The sequence below is a fragment of the Ruegeria sp. CG4 genome (assembly GCF_056537185.1).
The window spans coordinates 1,075,377-1,095,491 of sequence record NZ_JBQFRB010000001.1 but is presented as its reverse complement, the minus strand read 5'-3'; the positions used below and the strand labels follow the sequence as shown (position 1 = coordinate 1,095,491).

Annotated in this window: 22 protein-coding genes; 12 read left to right on the top strand and 10 right to left on the bottom strand. The window is 59.0% G+C overall.

The features are described from left to right. Position 1: 1 nt before the first annotated feature. Positions 2 to 637, bottom strand: a complete 636-nt coding sequence (locus tag ACR0J2_RS05435) for a DUF1326 domain-containing protein (RefSeq protein ID WP_480811894.1) — start codon at positions 635 to 637, stop codon at positions 2 to 4. A gap of 348 nt (positions 638 to 985) precedes the next feature. Between ACR0J2_RS05435 and ACR0J2_RS05430 the strand changes: the two genes are divergently transcribed. The 3 genes from ACR0J2_RS05430 to ACR0J2_RS05420 all read left to right on the top strand — a co-directional run bounded on the left by ACR0J2_RS05430 (position 986) and on the right by ACR0J2_RS05420 (position 2,708). Then, positions 986 to 1,690, top strand: coding sequence for a DUF533 domain-containing protein (locus ACR0J2_RS05430; RefSeq protein WP_321252040.1), 705 nt, complete (start codon positions 986 to 988; stop codon positions 1,688 to 1,690). Positions 1,691 to 1,818: 128 nt separating this feature from the next. After that, positions 1,819 to 1,986, top strand: coding sequence for a 50S ribosomal protein L33 (rpmG, locus tag ACR0J2_RS05425; protein ID WP_010441901.1), 168 nt, complete (start codon positions 1,819 to 1,821; stop codon positions 1,984 to 1,986). A 215-nt stretch (positions 1,987 to 2,201) separates the two neighbouring features. Next, positions 2,202 to 2,708, top strand: coding sequence for a hypothetical protein (locus ACR0J2_RS05420; protein WP_480525646.1), 507 nt, complete (start codon positions 2,202 to 2,204; stop codon positions 2,706 to 2,708). Between the two features lie 53 nt (positions 2,709 to 2,761). Here the strand turns inward: ACR0J2_RS05420 and ACR0J2_RS05415 are convergent, their stop codons facing one another. The 3 genes from ACR0J2_RS05415 to ACR0J2_RS05405 form a co-directional block, all read right to left on the bottom strand. Beyond that, positions 2,762 to 3,244 carry an N-acetyltransferase family protein gene (locus ACR0J2_RS05415; RefSeq protein WP_480811893.1) on the bottom strand — a complete coding sequence of 161 codons (483 nt, stop codon included), beginning with the start codon at positions 3,242 to 3,244 and terminating at the stop codon, positions 2,762 to 2,764. 70 nt (positions 3,245 to 3,314) lie between these two features. Further along, a complete protein-coding gene (locus ACR0J2_RS05410; protein ID WP_170609877.1) occupies positions 3,315 to 4,091 on the bottom strand; it encodes a Bax inhibitor-1/YccA family protein in 777 nt (258 codons plus the stop codon). A 172-nt stretch (positions 4,092 to 4,263) separates the two neighbouring features. Continuing rightward, entirely contained in the window at positions 4,264 to 4,482 is a 219-nt protein-coding gene (locus ACR0J2_RS05405; protein WP_170682019.1) for a DUF1127 domain-containing protein, read from the bottom strand. A 126-nt stretch (positions 4,483 to 4,608) separates the two neighbouring features. Here ACR0J2_RS05405 and ACR0J2_RS05400 point away from each other — a divergent pair, with 126 nt between their 5' ends. Next, a complete protein-coding gene (locus tag ACR0J2_RS05400; RefSeq protein WP_480811892.1) occupies positions 4,609 to 5,490 on the top strand; it encodes a LysR family transcriptional regulator in 882 nt (293 codons plus the stop codon). Between the two features lie 6 nt (positions 5,491 to 5,496). Here the strand turns inward: ACR0J2_RS05400 and ACR0J2_RS05395 are convergent, their stop codons facing one another. Further along, on the bottom strand, positions 5,497 to 6,453 hold the full coding sequence (locus tag ACR0J2_RS05395; RefSeq protein ID WP_480811891.1) for an NADPH:quinone oxidoreductase family protein: 957 nt from the start codon (positions 6,451 to 6,453) through the stop codon (positions 5,497 to 5,499). A gap of 344 nt (positions 6,454 to 6,797) precedes the next feature. Here ACR0J2_RS05395 and ACR0J2_RS05390 point away from each other — a divergent pair, with 344 nt between their 5' ends. The 3 genes from ACR0J2_RS05390 (at position 6,798) to ACR0J2_RS05380 (ending at position 9,456) form a co-directional block, all read left to right on the top strand. Beyond that, positions 6,798 to 7,169 (top strand): helix-turn-helix domain-containing protein, encoded by a 372-nt coding sequence (locus ACR0J2_RS05390; RefSeq protein WP_170609884.1) that lies wholly within the window; start codon positions 6,798 to 6,800, stop codon positions 7,167 to 7,169. 44 nt (positions 7,170 to 7,213) lie between these two features. Then, positions 7,214 to 8,005: a histidinol-phosphatase gene (gene hisN / locus ACR0J2_RS05385; RefSeq protein ID WP_480811890.1), complete on the top strand. Its 792-nt coding sequence runs from the start codon at positions 7,214 to 7,216 to the stop codon at positions 8,003 to 8,005. A 116-nt stretch (positions 8,006 to 8,121) separates the two neighbouring features. Beyond that, entirely contained in the window at positions 8,122 to 9,456 is a 1,335-nt protein-coding gene (locus ACR0J2_RS05380) for an 8-oxoguanine deaminase (protein ID WP_480811889.1), read from the top strand. 65 nt (positions 9,457 to 9,521) lie between these two features. On the opposite strand, the gene guaD is transcribed toward ACR0J2_RS05380, so the two are convergent. Continuing rightward, positions 9,522 to 10,811: a guanine deaminase gene (gene guaD / locus ACR0J2_RS05375; RefSeq protein ID WP_480811888.1), complete on the bottom strand. Its 1,290-nt coding sequence runs from the start codon at positions 10,809 to 10,811 to the stop codon at positions 9,522 to 9,524. A 138-nt stretch (positions 10,812 to 10,949) separates the two neighbouring features. Between guaD and mgtE the strand changes: the two genes are divergently transcribed. Together mgtE and ACR0J2_RS05365 are read left to right on the top strand one after the other, a co-directional pair. Further along, entirely contained in the window at positions 10,950 to 12,344 is a 1,395-nt protein-coding gene (gene mgtE / locus ACR0J2_RS05370) for a magnesium transporter (protein WP_170609891.1), read from the top strand. Next, positions 12,341 to 12,913: a 5-formyltetrahydrofolate cyclo-ligase gene (locus tag ACR0J2_RS05365; RefSeq protein ID WP_480811887.1), complete on the top strand. Its 573-nt coding sequence runs from the start codon at positions 12,341 to 12,343 to the stop codon at positions 12,911 to 12,913. Before mgtE ends, ACR0J2_RS05365 begins: the two co-directional genes overlap by 4 nt. 3 nt (positions 12,914 to 12,916) lie before the next feature. Here ACR0J2_RS05365 and ACR0J2_RS05360 read toward each other — a convergent pair whose 3' ends face one another. Next, positions 12,917 to 13,150 (bottom strand): putative hemolysin, encoded by a 234-nt coding sequence (locus ACR0J2_RS05360; protein ID WP_480811886.1) that lies wholly within the window; start codon positions 13,148 to 13,150, stop codon positions 12,917 to 12,919. Positions 13,151 to 13,239: 89 nt separating this feature from the next. On the opposite strand from ACR0J2_RS05360, the gene ACR0J2_RS05355 reads away from it, so the two are divergent. The 3 genes from ACR0J2_RS05355 (at position 13,240) to ACR0J2_RS05345 (ending at position 16,766) form a co-directional block, all read left to right on the top strand. Continuing rightward, positions 13,240 to 14,061 carry a TIGR00282 family metallophosphoesterase gene (locus tag ACR0J2_RS05355; RefSeq protein ID WP_480811885.1) on the top strand — a complete coding sequence of 274 codons (822 nt, stop codon included), beginning with the start codon at positions 13,240 to 13,242 and terminating at the stop codon, positions 14,059 to 14,061. A gap of 82 nt (positions 14,062 to 14,143) precedes the next feature. Continuing rightward, positions 14,144 to 15,922, top strand: a complete 1,779-nt coding sequence (locus ACR0J2_RS05350; protein WP_480811884.1) for an SLC13 family permease — start codon at positions 14,144 to 14,146, stop codon at positions 15,920 to 15,922. A gap of 97 nt (positions 15,923 to 16,019) precedes the next feature. Next, positions 16,020 to 16,766, top strand: a complete 747-nt coding sequence (locus tag ACR0J2_RS05345; RefSeq protein ID WP_480811883.1) for a YbaY family lipoprotein — start codon at positions 16,020 to 16,022, stop codon at positions 16,764 to 16,766. Positions 16,767 to 16,770: 4 nt separating this feature from the next. Here ACR0J2_RS05345 and ACR0J2_RS05340 read toward each other — a convergent pair whose 3' ends face one another. From ACR0J2_RS05340 to ACR0J2_RS05330, 3 genes are all read right to left on the bottom strand, one after another. Further along, entirely contained in the window at positions 16,771 to 18,432 is a 1,662-nt protein-coding gene (locus ACR0J2_RS05340; protein ID WP_480811882.1) for an FAD-binding dehydrogenase, read from the bottom strand. Positions 18,433 to 18,443: 11 nt separating this feature from the next. Continuing rightward, positions 18,444 to 19,301 carry a bile acid:sodium symporter family protein gene (locus ACR0J2_RS05335; protein WP_170805294.1) on the bottom strand — a complete coding sequence of 286 codons (858 nt, stop codon included), beginning with the start codon at positions 19,299 to 19,301 and terminating at the stop codon, positions 18,444 to 18,446. A 72-nt stretch (positions 19,302 to 19,373) separates the two neighbouring features. Further along, positions 19,374 to 20,108: a glutamine amidotransferase gene (locus ACR0J2_RS05330; protein ID WP_480811881.1), complete on the bottom strand. Its 735-nt coding sequence runs from the start codon at positions 20,106 to 20,108 to the stop codon at positions 19,374 to 19,376. Between the last annotated feature and the right edge of the window lie 7 nt (positions 20,109 to 20,115).

The window sequence follows — 20,115 nt, the reverse complement described above, 5'->3', positions numbered from 1 at the left end:
GTTAAGCGCCCAAAACACCGTGGCCGGAAATGTTGAGATGCGCCAAGTGCGCGTGGGTGGCATCAAATGTCAGGCTTATGGCACCCCCGGATGTTCTCGTCGTACCTGCGGCGGATTCCGCGTGGCGGTACTCGAACCCGTTCGGCAGCTGGATGGATGCGCGGTGCGGCGCTCCGGATACGATATGCGGGATCGGGTTGACCTCGACGTCGAAGATACCGTGGACTTTCGCGAACCCCTTGCGTTCCTCGCGATCCCAGTCCAGCTCGATCGGAAGGTACAGAGTTTCGTGTTTCTGCGGGGCCATGGCGCTGTAGACGTACCACATGGTGGCCATTTCATCGGTGTCCTCGCCGGTCATGATCGCTTGCAGGGCCGCCCGCTGATCGGGACTGGCGCTTTCGTCGATGATAAGCTGCATCTGACCGCCGCCTTCATGGATCGGTCCGGGCCAGTAATAGACACCGGCAGCGCGCAAGCCCGCCAGATCGGTATCGCCATATTTGCCAGATTCAATGTCAAAGACGACAACCGCTTCGCAATTCCCATGTGTTGGAAGTACGCTGAACTGGCAAGGACAACCGAAATTGCAGTTACAATTGGCCAGCTCTTCCCCCTGAATAGTCCATTCTGTCATGATAGCCCCCCAGAAAAACATGCCTTAAAACTCTGCTAACAGAGGTTTCGCCTGCTTTCAGTGCCTCAAGCGTTAAGCGCTTAGATGGCTTCTTGGGTCTGTGAATTGGCGGCACGGTATCACGAATTCGTGATCCGGGCAATTGAAGCTCCGCATGTGCGGGAAAGCGCCAATTTAATGATGGAAATGCACAAGCGCGTACATGGTTTTTCGTTTTCGTATACTCTTGTGTCTGCTGAGTTTTCAGTCCGCAACAGTCCAGCCGTTGTCCGACGAATTTCGAAAGCCGGGTTCAAGGCCGTCTGAGTAGGTGCGGTAAGGAGTAATTTTTGAATCGGGAGGACGATTATGAGTTTCATGAAAGCACTTGCCTCGGTGGCCGTAGGGTTTGCTGCCGCGAAAGGACTGGAGAAATACAAGCAGATGGGCGGTATGGCCGGCCTGCAGGATGCAATGCAGGGTGCGGGGGGCGGATTTGGCATGGACCAGCTTGGCAAGATGGCCGAGCAGTTCGGCATGCCCGGCGGGGCCGCCGGACTTCAGGAGATGATCGGCAAGCTGGGTATGGTAAACCCGGCTGGTGCCGCTGGGCTGGGCGGTCTGATGAACGCCATGCAGGGCGCGGCTAGATCGGGCAGCCAGCAAACGGCGGACATGATGGATACCGTGTTCCGGGGAACACCCGGTGGCGCCGTCATGGAGGAGCAGGCCAAGCTGATGCTGCGGGCGATGATTCAGGCGGCCAAGGCGGATGGTGAACTGGACACCCATGAAAAAGAAACAATTCTGGGAGAGTTGGGGGACGACATCAGCGATGAGGAGCGGGCCTTCGTTCAAGAACAACTGAACGCGCCGATTGATGTCATGGGCTTGGCGGCCGCTGCGGGCGGACCTTTGAAAACACAGATATACGCCACGTCTCTGGCTGCGATTCGTCTGGATAACGCGCGTGAGGCGTCATATCTGCGTCAGCTGGCAACCGCATTGGGGCTGTCGGACGCGGAATGTAATCAGATTCATACCTATATGGGGGCACCGACACTTCCTGCATAAGGCCATCCCACCTTCTGCTGCCTCGATGCGCGCGATAGCCCTTGACATGGGCTGTGCAGCGCGTAAAAGCGCACGCTCATAGGAATTCAACCGAAAGGCCCCTGCCTTTTCGGACGCAGGAGATAACCATGGCGAAGCCGACGACAATCAAGATCCGTCTGAACTCGACCGCGGGCACGGGCCACTTCTACGTGACCAAGAAAAACGCTCGCACCATGACCGAGAAGATGACCATTCGTAAATACGACCCGGTCGCTCGCAAGCATGTCGAGTACAAGGAAGGCAAGATCAAGTAATTTGCCTGTCCATCCGGACACAGTTAAAGGGTTCTGCGAAGCAGGACCCTTTTTTTGTTTTTCAACGTTTCACAAGCGCGTTTGTGCTTTCCTATGCACGTCCATGGCCGTTGCAGCAGAGCATCAGCATATGGCCCAATCGCATCGCCGGCGTCTTGCTTTTCGTGGCGACCTGCCGCTACGGTTGAGCAAACCGCCACAAAACGTTGAGCGCCATGAAAAAAATCTTGTTATCTTCGACCCTCGTTCTGAGCCTGTCGGCCTGTGAGGACCCGTTCAACCGCCAAGGCGTTGGTTTTACCGGCATTGATGGTGAGCCGCGCACGGTCTCGGAAGTCGAAGGCGCAGTTGCATTTGCACCGCCAGCGACCAATGTACCCGCGGAACTTGCAAAAATTCCGACCGTTTCGGTCGTCTCGGATGAGACTGAATTGTCAAAAATCGCCGGTGTGGCGATTGCCAATGGCGGGCAATCCGATGTCAGTGCTGTTCAATTGTCCAACCAGGGCAACAACCTGTACCTGAGCACTGTCAGCGTAAACGGCACGCTTTTCGGGGTTCTGCGCACCGCCAGCAACGGTGGAAAAGTGGACAGTTCCACAGGAGCGGCGTTTGGCGCCAACACTGAACGGTTCACCGGGTGCCTGCCAGCTGGCGAAGTGTACCGGAAAGGGTCTGACAGTCGCAGCTCCGGTTTTGCGGTGCCTCTGAACTGTAGCTGATACTCGGGCTGACAACGAATTTGATTGGGCCCCACCTTTTCGGTGGGGCTTTTTCATTGAGGGATCGGATCGCGCCATTCCATCGTGGTCAGAGAATGGTTCAGCCCGGAATGGGCCATAAGGGCCTGGGACGGGGCGTTGAAACTGGCGACCGAGGCCGTGAGAACGCTTCCGCCAACCAGCCTCAGCCGCGATTTGACGGTTTCCAGCAGCGCGGTGCCGATGCCACGGCGGCGCGCGGCCCTGTCGACGCTGATCTGGTGGAGCACAGCGCGGGTATCAACCGGGTGAAAGGGTGACGCGGGGCGCCGGGAAATCTCGAAAATGGCATAACCCAGCAGCTTGTCGCGTTCGAAAAAACCGACAGTGAACAGGTTGGGCTGCATGAGCCAGGATTGGATGTAGTCGGTCAGTTCGGCATCCGGCGGCAGTGCTGCGTATCTTTCAGGCTGATGTTCCAGATGCAGGTCATGAACCTGGTGTAGCAGGGGTAAAATCAGATGGGCCTGATCTGGCCGGATATCCTGGATCGTCATGGGCTTCCTTTCGGCAAAAAAAAGGGCGGGTCTTTCGGACCCGCCCTTTCGTATTGGATTGTGCGCCGCGTTATTCGCGGTTGCCAAACAACTGGAGCAGGAACATGAACATGTTGATGAAGTCCAGATAAAGGCTCAGCGCGCCCATGATGGCGGCTTTGCCCAGCCATTCCTGATCACCCGAGTGGGCCATTTGCAGGTATGTGGCCTTGATGTTCTGCGTGTCATACGCGGTCAGACCGGCAAAGATCAGAACGCCGATGACCGAAATGGCGAAAGCCATGGCGGACGAGGCGATGAAGATGTTGACGATCGACGCCACGATCAGGCCGATCACGCCCATGATCAGGAACGTACCCATCGCCGAAAGGTCTTTTTTGGTGGTGTAGCCATACAGCGACAGGCCCGCGAAGGCGATCGCGGTGATCAGGAACACCTGAATGATCGACTGGCCGGTGAAGACCAGGAAAATCCAGCTGATCGATACCCCCATGACAGCGGCAAACAGGTAGAACACCGTCTGTGCGCCGGCTGCGGACAGGCGATTGATCCCGGCGCTGAAGCCAAAGATGAAGGCCAGCGGAGCGAACATGATCACCCATTTAAGCGGCGAAGCGAACAGTGCGTATCCGAGCGACGTCAGATACTTGGTCTCGCTCAGCTGAGCTGCCGCGGCAGACGGATCAGTTGTGGTCGCAAGGCCGGCGATGGCCCATGCAGCCAGGAAAGTGATCAGCATACCCACGGACATGGTGCCGTAGACTTTGTTCATGTGGGCGCGCAGGCCCTCGTCAATCTGGGCGGCGCGCGCACCGGTCGCCGTCCGGATCGTGTCAAATTGTGCCATTAAGGGTCTCCCTTCGCAATTCTGGTTCAGCCCGCAGTTGCAGACCGATTTCCCTGCAAATATCGGAGAGTGAGGCACATGTTTCAAGAGTTTTACGCCCAAAACCTGCTAAAACACTCGACAAATCTGACGGCATTGTTTCAGTTGCCGCCAGATCGCGATGCTTGACCGGTCAATAAAGGCGTTTGTGCCAGTTTTCGGGAGCATCCCAGAACGGGCGGGCTGCTTCGCGACTGGCCTCGATGTGTGTCACACCGATGTCTTTCAGTGCGTTGCCATCCAGCTTGGCAAGGTCACGACGCTGCCGGGCAAGGCCAAGAAGATCCCGCAATCTGTAGCCTTTCGATGGCTGTTTGCATACGTGCTCGTGTGATGCTGCAATTTGGGTCATAACGGTTGTCCTTTCCTTGCTCTGTGATGATTAATGCGGTTTGCATCAACTTCCTTGATTTATATGTATCACTGTGGCACATTTTAAAAATGAATGTTTTTGACGTGAACCATCAGGATTCGTGAAATGAGAAATTTGGACATCACCACTTTGCGGTCCTTCGTTGCCGTGGCCGATCAGGGCGGCGTCACACGCGCCGCCGGTTTTCTGCACCTGACGCAATCTGCGGTTTCGATGCAGCTCAAGCGGTTGGAGGAGCTTCTGGGCCTTGAGCTATTGGATCGCAGCGGCAGAACCATCGCGTTGACGGCGTCGGGCGAACAATTGCTGGCCTACGCGCGCCGCATGATCGCCCTGAACGACGAAGTGATCTCGAAACTCACCGATCAGGCTTTCGAAGGCGAAGTCGTGCTGGGCGTGCCGCATGACATTGTTTATCCGGCGATCCCGCGCGTGCTACAGCGTTTCAACGCAGATTTTCCGCGCGTCCGCGTCCAGCTGGTTTCGTCCTATTCGCTGCAACTCAAGGACATGTACAAGCGCGGCGAATGTGATCTGATACTGACGACCGAGGCCTCGGCGGCCGAAGGTGCGGAAACCGTGGCCGAGTTGCCGTTGCGCTGGATTGGAGCTTCTGGCGGGTCGGCGTGGCGCAAGCGCCCATTGCCTTTGGCGCTTGGTCGGCGCTGTTTGTTCCGGCCTCAGGTCATTGCGGCGCTGGACGCGGCGGGTATCCCCTGGGAATTGTCTGTCGAAACAGAAAACGACCGTACAATCGAAGCGACCGTCAGCGCCGATCTTGCCGTTCACGCAATGCTGGATGGAACGGAGGCCGCGCATCTGCAGCAAATCGACTCGGGTGGGGCATTGCCAGAGCTGCCTGCCCACATGATCAACCTTTACGGAGGGGATCCCGGTCGCAGCGCGGTGATCGAGGAGCTGGCGTCGCTGGTTCGTCAGAATTTCCGCATGGTGGGCGGCACACCATTGAAGGCCGTGGTCGGGTGACAGGCCTCAGATCGTGATGACGATCTTGCCGGTTGATTTCCGTTCTTTCAGCAAACGCATGCCCTGTTCCACGTCCTCCAGTGGCAGGGTGTGGCTGATATGCGGTTTGATCCGGCCTTCTGCGCGCCAACGGAACAGCGTGTCAAAGCTGTCGCGCACGATCTGCGGCCTGAATTTCAGATACCCACCGATATAAAGCCCGATCACGGTCAGGTTCTTGACCAGAAGATGGTTGGCCGGAATTTGCGGAACCTCTCCACCCGCAAAGCCGATCGGTAGCAGTCGGCCTTCGGGGTTTGTGGCACGAAAGGCGGCTTTGAACACGTCGCCGCCAATCGCATCATAAACCACGTCCGCCCCACCCAGTTCCCTGACGCGGGCGCGCAGGTCTTCGGAAGCATCCACGAGATGATCCGCACCTGCCGCGCGGGCCACCGCAAGCTTTTCAGAACCACGGGCCTGCGCAATCACTGTCGCGCCGATCAGTTTGCCGATTTCGACGGCAGTCAGGCCGACGCCGCCCGCCGCGCCGGTGACCAAAAGGGTTTCGCCGGGTTGCAGGCGCGCACGATGATCCAACGCGATATGGCTGGTGCCGTATGCAATCTGAATGGCGGCAGCGTCCTCGAAGTTGATCTGATCGGGCAGGAGAATCGCCCTTTCGGCATCGAATACGCCAAACTCGGCCAATCCACCCTGACCTGAATAGACCGCAACACGGTCCCCGGGCTTCAGATGAGAGACATTGTTTCCAATTTCATCAACAATACCCGCGATCTCCATGCCCAACGTGAACGGAGTATCCGGCGTGTCCTGATACGTGCCGTTCTGCATAAGCAGATCCGCAAAATTCAATCCGCACGCTTTAATAGCGACCCGAACCTGGTCCTGCCCCGGCTTTGGGACGTTGATGTTGCAGAGCCGGGCTGTTGATTCTCCGGATTGAAGGCGAAAGGCCAGCATCGTCGCGCTCCTTGTTTTTCGCATAGGCCAGCGATGCGGGGGGAATGTCAATCAATTACCAGAGAGCGCGTGAATGATGTATAATAGGGCTTCGTTGATTGTGTCTGTTCGGGAAACAGAACGCTCAAAACCGGCGGTTGTACAACCACAAACCATTATACGATGTTACTGATTCAACCTTCTTGAAAAAAAAGACAAAAGAGGTGATATTGAAATCTGGTGCTGTTTCGGGGGGAGCACATTCCTGAATTAGGGAATAGTTAACAGCGGCTCGCTAGGTTGGCGAACACGTTTGTTTTTTGCGTAACCCCCGGCAGTTGTGTGTGTAGTAGAGGAGAATACCAATGACTCATCACGTCGATGTCCATGTGGGCAAACGCGTAAGGCATCGCCGCTGGCTGATTGGCATGACCCAGCAGCAGCTGGCCGAGCAGGTTGGTATCAAGTTTCAGCAAATCCAGAAATACGAAACCGGGGCCAACCGGATCAGCGCATCGCGCCTTTGGGACATCGCCGAAGCATTGGATGTGCCGGTCAGCTTTTTCTTTGAGGGTCTGGAAGAAACCCAGAAAGAAGATGCCGGGAAGAAATCGGTGCCTGCCGATCTGATGGGAGATAAGGAAGCTTTGGATCTGGTTCGCTCGTACTACGCGATCCCGGAAAACCAGCGCCGTCGTCTGTTCGAACTGGCGCGTGTTCTCAGTGACGTCGCCTGATCAGCAGGCTTGACTTCGGAACGCGCTGACCGCACGGGTTGCGCATGTATCAAAGTTCAGCAACCGATCTGGAAATCGCCGGGGAAATGGCCGATGCGGCGCGCGCGGCCATACTTCCTTACTTCCGGCAGTCCGACCTTGAAACGTCCAACAAACTTGCTGATGGGTTTGACCCCGTAACCGTCGCTGACCGCGAGGCGGAAAAAGCGATGCGGGCCGTTCTGGCCCGGCGCTGCCCGCAGGATGGCGTTTTTGGCGAGGAATTCGGCCATGCCGATGGCACCAGCGGGCGGACCTGGGTTCTTGATCCGATCGATGGTACGCGAGGGTTCATCAGCGGCACCCCGACATGGGGCGTTCTGATTGCATTGAGCACGCAGGACGGGCCGATCCTGGGTGTGATTGACCAGCCTTATATTGGTGAGCGGTTCGTGGGGTCCGCACACGCGGCACAGGTCACAGGCCCGACAGGCACCCGACAGCTCAGGACCCGGTCCACGCAATCGCTGGATCAGGCGATGGTGTTCACAACCTTTCCCGAAGTTGGAACGCCTGAAGACCGGGCCGGGTTTGAGGCGGTGTCTCGGCAAGCCAGACTGACCCGTTATGGAATGGACTGTTACGCCTACGCCCTTCTGGCGGCAGGGCAGGTTGATCTGGTGATCGAGGCCGGACTGAACGCTTATGACATTCAGGCGCCAATCGCCGTCATTCAGGCGGCGGGTGGTATCGTGACAGATTGGCAGGGCAGACCGGCCCACAACGGAGGCCGCGCTCTGGCGGCTGCCAACCCGGACATCCACGCCTCTGCGCTGGAGATTCTTCGCAATTTCTGAAACCTGTTGATGGCACCCGCAGCCGCCGGTACAGTGCCGATGGCTGGTTCTTGTGTCCGTTTTCCGCCAGCCCATGCACTTCTTGCACGAGACGGACTGATGCAGGAGGGCACAAATTGACTTATACTCTAATAAAGAATGCCGATTTCATTCTGACAATGAATGACGATCGGCAGGAACTGAATGGCGCGGACATCCTGATCCGGGACGGCGTTATTGCTGAATTGGGGCAGGGGCTTACCACAACCGGTGACGTGCACGACGCCAAGGGCTGCGTCGTGACCCCCGGCCTGGTGAATACGCACCACCACCTTTACCAAACTCTGACCCGGGCGGTTCCCGGAGGTCAGGATGCGCTGTTGTTTGGCTGGCTGCAAACACTCTACCCGATATGGTCCCGCTTTGGCCCGGAAGAGATGTTCGTCTCTGCTCAGATCGGATTGGCCGAACTGGCGCTTTCGGGATGTACGCTCAGTTCCGATCATCTGTATCTTTATCCCAATGGCGCGCGACTGGACGACACCATCGCCGCCGCCGCCGAACTGGGCCTGCGCTTTCATCCGACACGCGGTGCGATGAGTATCGGTGAGAGCGATGGTGGCCTGCCGCCGGACATGTTGGTCGAAGCAGAGCAGGATATTCTGTCTGACATGATCCGGGTTGTGGACAAATTCCACGATCCATCCGAAGGGTCGATGTGCCGCGTCGGTCTGGCCCCGTGCTCACCATTCTCGGTCAGTCGTGAACTTATGCGCGACACGGCGGTGCTGGCACGGGACAAGCGCGTGATGCTGCACACGCATCTGGCTGAAAACGACGAAGACATTGCCTATTCCCAGTCACAATTCGGATGCCGTCCGGGCCAGTATGCGCAGGAGTTGGGGTGGACCGGTTCGGACGTCTGGCACGCCCATTGCGTCAAGCTGGACAGTGCCGAGATCGATCTGTTTGCCCGAACCCGCACCGGTGTTGCGCATTGCCCGTGTTCAAACTGCCGGTTGGGGTCAGGCATAGCGCCGGTCCGCGCAATGCGCGACGCGGGCGTTCCGGTTGCGTTGGGCGTTGACGGGTCGGCCAGCAATGACGGCGGCAATCTGGTGGCCGAGGCCCGGCAGGCGATGCTGTTGCAGCGGGTCGCGAATGGCGCGGATGCCATGTCGGCCCGCGAAGCGCTCGAGATAGCAACCCGTGGCGGTGCAGACGTGCTCAATCGCCCCGATTGCGGGCGGCTTATGCCGGGCAAACGCGCCGATATCGCGATCTGGGATGTATCCGGCATAGAAAGCGCGGGAAGCTGGGATCCGGCCGCCTTGCTGCTTGCGGGGCCGTTTCGGGTCAAACATCTGTTCGTCGAAGGCAGACAAATCGTGCGAGATGGGCACATAACCACGCTGGACATGCCCCGCGTGATCGAACGCCAGAATGAACTTGCGCGGGCGCTTGCCAGATAAGCGTCGATCTCGTCGTCTGTTCAGAAATTCCGTTGCCGGAGGAATGCGCCGTCAGGCGTATTCCTTCAAACCGTGACTGGTTTGCCGGCAATCCGGACCTCGGCAATGGCCCGGTCATCCCCCATCATGATGGTTGGGAAAACGGCTTCCCACAGGTCTTCTGCGCAGGCTTCGCGCTGGGCAATGGCCGGGGTCGAGGCCAGGTCGAGAACCACCAGATCCGCCTCCATCCCCGGGGCGATATTGCCGATGCAATTGTCCATTCGCAGCGACCGGGCCGATCCGACGGTGGCCAGCCACAACAATTGTGCCGCATGCAACGGCGATCCGCGCAACTGGCCGATCTCGTAAGCTGCGGCCATTGTCCGCAACATCGAGAAACTCGAACCTCCGCCGGTATCCGTCGCCAGCCCGACCCGGTGACCGTCCTTCATCAGCCCGGCCATGTCGAACAGGCCCGAGCCTATGAACGTGTTCGAGGTCGGGCAGTGAATCAGGGCCGCATCCAGTTCGCGCAACCGGTCGCGTTCCCGTGGCTCAAGATGAATGGCGTGACCGTACAGGCCATGGCTGGCCAGCAGACCGAACTTTTCGTAGGTGTCCAGGTAGTCGCGCGCGTCGGGAAACAGCGTCCGGACCCATTCGATCTCATCTGTTTGTTCGCTCAGGTGCGTCTGCATCAGGCAATGTGGGTGCTCGGCCCACAATGCCCCCATGGCTTCAAGCTGTTCCGGGGTCGAAGTTGGTGAAAAACGGGGCGTAATGGCATACGACAGCCGGTCGATGCCGTGCCACTTCTCCAGCAGTGCTTCGGACTGATCATAGGCCGTCTGTGCCGTGTCGCGCAGACCCTCGGGTGCATTGCGATCCATACAGGTCTTGCCGGCCACGACCCGCTGTCCACGCTGCTGCGCCGCAGTGAAAAAGGCGTCGACGCTTTCCGGGTGGATGGTGCAGAAACTGCACATCGTTGTTGTCCCATGCGCAGCCGTCAGGTCCAGATACCGGTTGGCGATCTCGGTGGCATAGGTGATTTCACCAAACTTCATCTCTTCGGGGAATGTATAGGAGTTTAGCCAATCGATCAGCCGCTTGCCCCAGCTGGCAATCATGGCTGTCTGCGGATAGTGCACATGCGCGTCAACGAACCCTGCCATGATCAGGTGCTGTCCGTGATCGACGATTGCGGCATCCGGATGCGCTTCTGTCAGGCTCCGGGTGTCACCAACGGCCGCGATATGGCCTTCATCGATGACGACCGCCTCGCTGATGGTGACGGCATCTTTCGGTTCACCTTCGAAAGGTGAGCCCGAAAAGCTCAGGACACGTCCCTTCAACAGTGTTTTTTGCGCCATTTCCGCTTTCCTCCGCCCGGCTGAGACCGCGAAACACCATAAGCGCGCGGAAGATGCCGGTAAATTGGCGCATTGTCATTGTTTTCCGGTAGCTGCTTCTTCTAATTAGGGGCAAATGGAAATGCGCGGGGGCAGCATATGACAACAGGCTTTGATGAACCCGTAACCGAGTCCGCCGAGGACGAAGATGTCTACGCGCTGGACCGCCGGACTGTGGCAGCCATCCTTTATGCTGTCGATGTAGAAGATCGCGACAAACTCGTCGAATTGATGGAGCCGCTGCACGCGGCTGACATCGCCGACCTTCTGGAGCAGATCAATCCGTTCGATCGTGCCCGGCTGATCCGGCTGTATGACAAGGAGTTCGACGGCGACATTCTTTCCGAACTGGATGAAGTGGTTCGGGAAGAGGTGATTGGCGTTCTGCGCCCGGATGTTCTGGCCGATGCTGTCCGCGATATGGAAAGCGACGATGTCGTCGACCTGCTGGAAGACCTTGAGGAACCTCAGCAGGAAGCCATCCTGGGCGCGCTGGAGCATGCCGAGCGGATCGCGGCCCTGCAGGCGCTGTCTTACCCGGAAAATTCCGCCGGTCGCCTCATGCAGCGCGAAGTGGTCATGGCGCCTGAGCATTGGACAGTGGGTCAGGCCATTGATTTCATGCGCGCCAATGACGACCTGCCCGAGCAATTCTATCACGTCATTCTTATCGATCCCCGCCTGAAACCGGTGGCGCAGGTCGCCCTGGGAAAACTGATGGCAACCCGGCGCGAAGTTCCGCTGCGCGACATCGCAGAAGAGGAATTCTATACCATCCCCGTCGATCAGGACGAAGAGGATGTGGCCTATGCCTTCAACCAGTACCACCTGATCTCGGCTCCGGTCATGGATGACGATGGGCGGCTGGTGGGTGTAATCACCATCGACGATGCGATGGTTGTTCTGGACGAAGAACACGAGGAAGACATCCTGCGTCTGGCCGGGGTCAGCGACGAAAGCTCACTGTCCGACAGCGTGGCTGCGACCAGCAGGCGCCGACTGCCGTGGCTGGCGGTGAATCTGTGTACCGCCATCTGTGCCTCGCTGGTGATTTCGCAGTTCGAAGCGGCCATCGACCAACTGGTAGCTCTGGCGATCCTGATGCCGATCGTTGCATCGATGGGCGGCAATGCGGGCACTCAGTCTCTGACGGTTGCCGTGCGGGCACTTGCAACACGCGACCTGACGGGTTCGAACGTTAGGCGCGTGATCCGGCGGGAGTTGCTGGTTGGGATGCTCAACGGTCTGTGTTTTGCGGTCGTTCTGGGCACGGTTGGCATGTTGTGGTTCGATTCGCCGCTATTGGGTGTCGTGATCGGGTCCGCGCTGGTCGTGAACATGATCATCGCGGGCTTTGCAGGTACGGTAGTACCGGTCTTGCTGGACCGTATGGGTGTTGACCCGGCGCTGGCATCTGGAACCTTTGTGACGACAACCACGGATGTCATGGGGTTCTTCATCTTTCTGGGGCTTGCCAGCGTGGTGCTATTGTGACCGAAACGACCGATCTGACAGAAATCAAGGCCGCCGCCCGAAAGGCCGCTTTCGCCCGCCGCAAGGCGGCGTTTGACACGCGCATGCCCGGCGCGGCAGGGCGGTTGTCCGAGGTGCTGGCCGGGTACCGCGGGGTGCCGCTGTCGGGCTACATGCCGATCCGCACCGAGATCGACCCGCTGGCGGCAATGGCCGAGGCGTCGGCCTGCGGGCCAGTCGGCGTTCCGGTGATTCAGGCCGCGGGGCAACCACTGAGGTTTTCCCGTTGGACCCCCGATGGTGTTTTGAAAGATGGGCCGTTTGGCGCCAAAGTGCCCGAGGTCGACGATTACTTCGACCCCGAGATCCTGATCGTGCCATTGGTTGCTTTTGACGCGCAGGGCGGCAGGCTGGGCTATGGCGGCGGGTTCTATGATCGCACGCTGGAGGGGCTGCGCGCCAAACGCCCGACGTTGGCGATCGGGTTTGCATTTGATGCGCAGCAGGCCGAGGGGTTGCCTCTGGAACCGACAGATCAGCCGCTGGATATGGTGATCACTGAAAGCCGCGTTCTGACCTTTTCCGATTGATCGTCAGGCCGGGTTGTTTTCGCGGAAATACTCCCAGGCGTCGACTTCGCGCCCGTCTTCCAGAATGCAGACGCCGGACTGGCCGTCGGCACCGTCCCGGATCTCATACCGTGCGCCGCTTTCCACGCAAAAGGTAGCGGCCGGGTTGGCCAGCTGAGTGGAAGACTCGCCGGAAGAAGGCTGATCACATGCTGCCAACGAGGCCAGACCAACAATCGCCACAAAGATGCGGAACATACAAATTCTCCTGTGTTGGGTATATTGACGGATTGTGCAGACAGTTTAACCGCTTGTGCTTGCCTGATGCCACACTTAGGACGGTTTGAATGAGGATACTTTTTCTGGGTGACGTCATGGGCCGTGCGGGACGCGCGGCCATACAACAGCATCTGCCGCGTCTGCGCGACGAATGGCGGCTGGATTTTGTTGTGGTCAACGGTGAAAACGCCTCGAACGGGATGGGGCTGACAGGGGATCACGCAAAGCTGTTGCTGGATGCGGGGGCCGATTGCCTGACACTGGGCGATCATGCGTTCGACCAGAAAGACATGCTGCAATTCATCGAGAAAGAATCGCGCATCGTGCGGCCGGTGAATTTCGCCAAGGGTGCGCCCGGTCGGGGGCATCGTCTGTTCAACGCGCCGAGTGGACGCAAGGTGCTGGTTGTGCAGGTGTTGGGGCAGGTGTTCATGAAGCGGCCCTTTGACGATCCGTTCTCGGCCATCGAGCCGATCCTAAAGTCGCATCCGCGTGGCGGGCAGGCGCAGGCCATCATTGTCGACATGCATTGCGAGGCAACGTCCGAGAAAATGGCCATGGGTCACTATTGCGACAGGCGTGCCAGCCTTGTGGTCGGCACGCACACGCATGTGCCGACGGCAGATGCGCAGATATTGCCGGGCGGCACGGCTTATCTGACGGATGCCGGGATGTGCGGAGACTACGATTCGGTCATCGGCATGGACAAGCAGGAGCCGATGAGGCGTTTTATCACCGGAATGCCCAAGGCCCGGTTCACACCTGCGAATGGCGATGCCACGCTAAGCGGAGTTTTTGTCGAAACCGATGATCGCGACGGTCAGGCCAAGTCGATTCACATGGTGCGGGTGGGCGGCCGGCTGCAACAAGCAGGCCCGCCGGGTGCATGACAGGCTTGCTCAACCCCGAGCAATGCGTGAAACTGCATGTCAGGCGCTCAGGCCGGGTTAGGGTTCGGACAGAATACCACGAATGCAATTCCTTCAATTGACAGACACCGGCAGCGCGATACTGGCGCTTGCGATTGTCGCGGGCATGTTCGTCATGTTCCTGCGCGAAGTTTATCCGACCGAGGTCGTTGCCATCGGTGGGGTCGCACTGATGCTGGTAACCGGCATTCTGCCCTACCAAAGCGCGCTTGCGGTCTTGTCCAACCCGGCCCCGTGGACCATCGCCGCGATGTTTATCATCATGGGCGCTCTGGTCAGGACCGGGGCGTTGGACGCCTTTACATCGACGGCGCAGAAACAGGCGCAGGTCAATCCACGAATAGCAATTGGCCTGTTGATGGGGTTCGTCATTCTGGCCTCGGCCGTCGTGTCCAACACACCGGTGGTTGTTGTGATGATCCCGGTGTTCGTACAGATCGCACGAACGCTGAACATGCCCGCTTCGAAGTTGCTGATTCCGCTGAGCTATGCTGCCATTCTGGGCGGAACCTTGACGCTGATCGGCACCTCGACCAATCTTTTGGTCGACGGCGTTGCCCGGGCGCAGGGAATGACCCCCTTTACCATCTTCGAAGTGACCCCGTTGGGGATCGCTCTGGTGATTTACGGCATGGTCTACCTGCGCTTCATCGCGCCGCGCCTGCTGCCTGCACGCGACAGTATGGCCACGATGCTCAGCGACCGTTCGAAGATGAAGTTCTTCACCGAAGCGGTGGTGCCGCCTGACAGCAACCTGATCGACCGCGAAGTGATGGGCGTGCAACTGTTCAAACGGCCCGGAGTGCGCCTGATCGACGTGATCCGGGGGGACGAGTCGCTGCGGCGAAATCTGAAGGACGTGAACCTGAAAGTCGGGGATCGCGTTGTTCTGCGGACCGAGATGACCGAGTTGCTCAGCCTTCAGCGCAACAAGGAACTCAAGCGGGTCGATCAGGTTTCCGCTGTCGAAACCAAGACGGTCGAGGTTCTGATCACACCGGGCTGCCGCATGGTTGGCCGAACCCTTGGCGCGCTGCGCCTGCGCCGCCGGTATGGCGTTTACGTGCTGGCCGTGCACCGCCGGAACCAGAATATCGGACGTCAGCTGGATGATCTGATCGTGCGCGTGGGCGATACCCTGCTGCTGGAGGGCGCGCCCGCGGACATTCAGAGACTGGCGGCGGATATGGATATGGTCGATGTTTCCCAACCTTCGGCGCGGGCGTTCCGGCGCAGTCACGCGCCAATTGCCATCGGCGCTCTGGTGGGCATCGTCGCTCTGGCTGCCCTTGGTGTGGCACCGATACTGCTGTTGTCGATCCTTGCGGTCGCCGTCGTTCTGATTACCCGATGCATCGATGCGGATGAGGCGTTTTCCTTTATCGAAGGCCGGTTGCTGGCCCTGATCTTTTCGATGCTGGCAATCGGAGCGGCCCTGGACAAATCCGGCGCCGTGTCCCTGATTGTCGAGGCGATCGCGCCGGGCCTGAGTGCCCTTCCGCCGTTCCTGATTATATGGGCAGTCTATCTGCTGACATCCGTTCTGACCGAGCTGGTCTCGAACAATGCGGTGGCAGTTGTGGTGACGCCTATCGCTATCGGACTGGCGCAGGCGGTCGGCATCGATCCGCGCCCGTTGGTGGTGGCGGTCATGGTGGCGGCGTCTGCGTCTTTTGCGACCCCGATCGGGTATCAGACCAATATGATGGTCTATGGCCCCGGCGGGTATCGGTTTACCGACTTCCTGAAGGTCGGCGTTCCGCTGAACCTGACGGTTGGTTTGCTGGCCTCGCTTCTGATCCCGTTGATCTGGCCATTGTAGGACCGGCGTGGAACCGCCGAATTTGGCGGGTTGCTCTTGTAAATGCCGATCCGGGCACAATCTTTTCTGCTTAGAGTATCAAAGCAAGGACAGAACAATGCCTTTTCCCAGGATAGGGCAGGCCATAGTCGCCTGCGCAGTATTTTTGACCCTGCTTGGCAGTCAGAGTTCCGCCGGAACTCTGACCGGAACCGCCACATATCGCGAACGGATAGCGGTTCCGCCCGATGCGACCCTCTATGTGCAATTGCAGGATGTTTCGCGTGCGGATGCCCCGGCGCTTACGCTCGCCTCTCAGCGTTTTGCCCTTGATGGCGTACCGGCGACATATGAACTGGCTTATGATGACGCGCTGATCCGTGATGAAATGCGCTATGTCGTCCGGGGATCGATTTTTCTGGGCGACAAGTTGTTGTTCACCACCGATACCGCATATCCCGTGTTGACCGGAGACGCTGGTAACACCGCAGACCTTTTGCTGGTGCAGGCCCGCCCACAGGGCGCGGAAGCTTTGCAAGGGACGACCTGGGTGGCGATGGGCCTGAACGGTGCGGTTCTGGAAACGGACAAATTCCCCGAAATTACATTTGCTGAAGATGGCAGTTTCTCTGGCAGCGGCGGATGCAATCGCTTTTCCGGTCAGGCAGAGATAGCCGGCACCGATATCGCTTTTCCTGACAACATGGCAGCCACATTGCGGGCGTGCCCACCGCCACAGGATGAGGTCGAGCGGGAGTTCTTCCAGGCGCTGCAGGACGTGACCACCTATGCGTTCAAAGGCGACACGCTGAATTTTCTGAACAGTGCCGGCGAACCGGTCGTGCAGCTAAACCGCGCAAAATAGATCCTCAGGCCAGGGCCCGGGACCGTCCTGCGTTGCGGCCTGAGAAAATGCAGCCACCCAGAAACGTGCCTTCCAGCGCGTTGTATCCGTGATAGCCGCCGCCGCCGAATCCCGCGACCTCGCCGGCGGCGAAAAGGCCGGGCACGGTCTGCCCGTCTGCGCCGATCATCTGGCTGTCCAGATTGGTTTGCAGACCGCCCAGCGTCTTGCGTGTCAGAACATGCAGTTTGACGGCGATCAGTGGCCCGTTTGAAGGATCAAGGAACTTGTGCGGCTTGGCCGTGCGGATCAGCCGGTCGCCGCGATAGTTGCGCGCCGCCAGGATCGCCATCATCTGTGCATCTTTCGAGAACGGGTTGTCGACCTGCGAATCCCGCGCTTCGATCTGGGCGCGCAAGTGGGCTTCGTCAATCAGGTCATCGCCCAGATGGTTCATGCCCCGCACCAGTTCGGTCAGGGTGTTGGCAACGACGAAATCCTCGCCCTTTTCCTTGAACGCCTCGACCGGCCCGGTGGCTTTTGAGCCGGATAGGACACGTTGACGGATCACCTCTTTCCAACTGCCCGAGGTGAAGTCCGGGTTCTGCTCGGACCCCGAAAGGGCAAATTCCTTCTTGATCACTTTCTGGGTCAGGACAAACCAGCTGTATTCGTATCCCGTTTTCAGGATTTCACGCAGCGTGCCCAAAGTGTCGAAACCCGGCAGGCAGGGCGGTTCCATCCGGTTGCCCTTGGCATCGAACCACATTGAACTGGGGCCGGGCAGAATGCGGATTCCGTGGGCTGGCCAGATCGGATCCCAGTTCCGCACTCCCTCGGTGTAGTGCCACATCCGGTCGCCGTTGATGACATGCCCGCCAGCCTTTTCGCTGATCGGGATCATCCGGCCATCGACGTGAAAGGGAACGCCCGCAACCATGTCCTGCGGCGGAGCGCCCAGACGCTCGCGTGGCCAGCTTTTGCGCACCATTTCGAAGTTGCCGCCAATGCCGCCGGACGTGACGATGATTGATGGCGCATAGAACTCGAACTCGCCAACCTCGTCGCGGTTGGTCTTACCACCGCGCTGGGCGTCGTCGTCGGCCAGAACTTCGCCCGAAACGCCTTTGGCCGCGCCGTTCTGCATGATGATGTGGCTGACCTGATGGCGGAATTCCAACCGGATCAACCCGGCGCTGACATGTTCGTTCACCCGGCGGATGAAGTGTTCCAGCACGCCCGGTCCGGTGCCCCATGTAATGTGAAAGCGCGGGACCGAATTTCCATGTCCATCCGCGAAAGATCCGCCACGTTCGGCCCAGCCCACCACAGGAAACCAGCGCAGGCCCATCTGATGCAACCACGGGCGCATCTCGCCAGCGGCAAACTCGACATAGGCTTCGGCCCATTTGCGGGGCCAGAGGTCATCGTCGCGGTCGAACTGCGCACTGCCCATCCAATCGCGCAGGGCAAGATCCTGACAGTCGCGGATGCCCATGCGGCGTTGCTCGGGCGTGTCGACCATGAACAATCCGCCAAGGCTCCAGAACGCCTGACCGCCCAGAAAGTGTTCAGGCTCCTGATCAACGATGATCACTTTCTTGCCGCGGTCGCCAAGTTCCGCCGCCGCCGCCAGACCGGCAAGACCGCCGCCAACGACAATTGCATCTGCAGTATTGTTGGTCATGAAATGTCCTTTCAGCGGTTGCGGAACCAGACGAGAAACGGAAGAGCCACGAAATACATTGTGATGCCATAAACGGCCGAGGGAAGGGCCAGCGGGCTGAACCCGCTTTCTGTTCCAGTGATCAAGGCCGCCAGCGTGATACCCAGTGTCGAGTTCTGAATGCCGGTTTCGATGGAAATCGTCTTGCTTTCATTCCACGACAGATTGGCTGCGCGCGCCAGTCCCAGTCCGATCAGCAGCAGCGCCAGGTTCAGTGTGACCAGCCCCGCACCCATGATGCCGAGGTTGTCGATGAACAACTGCCAGTTTCCGGCCAGGGCGGCGATGACGATCAGGATGAATAGGATAGTAGCGGTTTTGGCCAGCGCAGGTTCGACCCGATCGGCAAACCCGGTTGCAAAATGGCGCAGGCCGACACCAATGGCCACGGGCAGGGTGGTGATCAGAAACATGGCGATGGCCAGTCCGCTGATCGACACCTCGGGCGCATCCTCGGCCATGAAATGGCTGATCGACCATGCGGCCAGTACGGGCACTGTCACGATGGACAACAGGCTGATTACAGCGGTCAGACTGACGGACAGCGCGACATCGCCCCTGGCAAGCCGGGACAGGATGTTGCTGGTCACGCCGCCGGGGCAAAAGCTCAGCAACATGAACCCGACTGCGATTGCGGGCGGTAAGGCGAACAGCTTTACGACAGCAAAAGCGGTGACGGGCAGCAAAACTACCTGAGACAAGGCACCGATCGCGAACGGATACCGTCGGCTTAGCACGCGACGGAAATCGGCCGCCTCCAGTCCGATACCAAGAGACAGCATGATGATGGCCAACGAAACGGGCAGGCCGACATTGATGAGCAGATCCAAGAACAACTCCTCCCAAAGCTGTTCGGATCAACCTATGCGAGGGGCGACGGATCAGGCAACCACGTCGTTGGGTCAGCCATAGCGCTGAGCGAACCGCCGCAGGATTTCGCCGGGTTGGGTAACGTCGGCGGCGTGGCACAGATCGATCAGCGTTTGCGCGTCTTCGGGCGGGAAATAACCGTGGTCTTTGTAGATGTTGATGCGCTGTTCAAAGCCCTCTGCATCCGCCTCGGGGTGGAACTGCGTGGCATAAACGTTCTGCCCCCATCGGATCATCTGGAACGGGCAGGGGTCCGAAGCCACCAGATGCACGCAACCATCCGGCAGGTTCTGGACGGCTTCCTTGTGGCCAACAAAGGCCTCGAATTCTGATTGCAGACCCGCGGTCAGCGGGTCGGCCGCGCCGGCTTCGGTCAGGCGGCAGATCGAAGGGCCGACCGGCTCGCCAAAGCGGTTCTTGCTGACGTCGCCCCCCAGATGTGCGGCCAGAATGCCCAACCCGTAACAACAGCCCATAAAGGGATGATCCAACGCGGTGATCTGCGGCATCAATCCCATGATGGTGTTTTCGATACGAGCATCCAGCGGCGATTTCGAAGCCGGATCGTCACTGACGCAGCCAGGACCTCCCCCCACGATAATGCCCGCGTAGTCCGAAACACTAAGCCCCTCGGGCAAAGTCTCGCAATCCAGCCGGATGCGATGGGTCTGGTCTGCGTGAAGCCCGGTTTTGTCGAGAATCGAGGCGTACTCGGCGTCCGATGCATCAGTTTCAGGGCGCAGTTGCAGGATCAAAAAGCGTTTCATGTTCTGC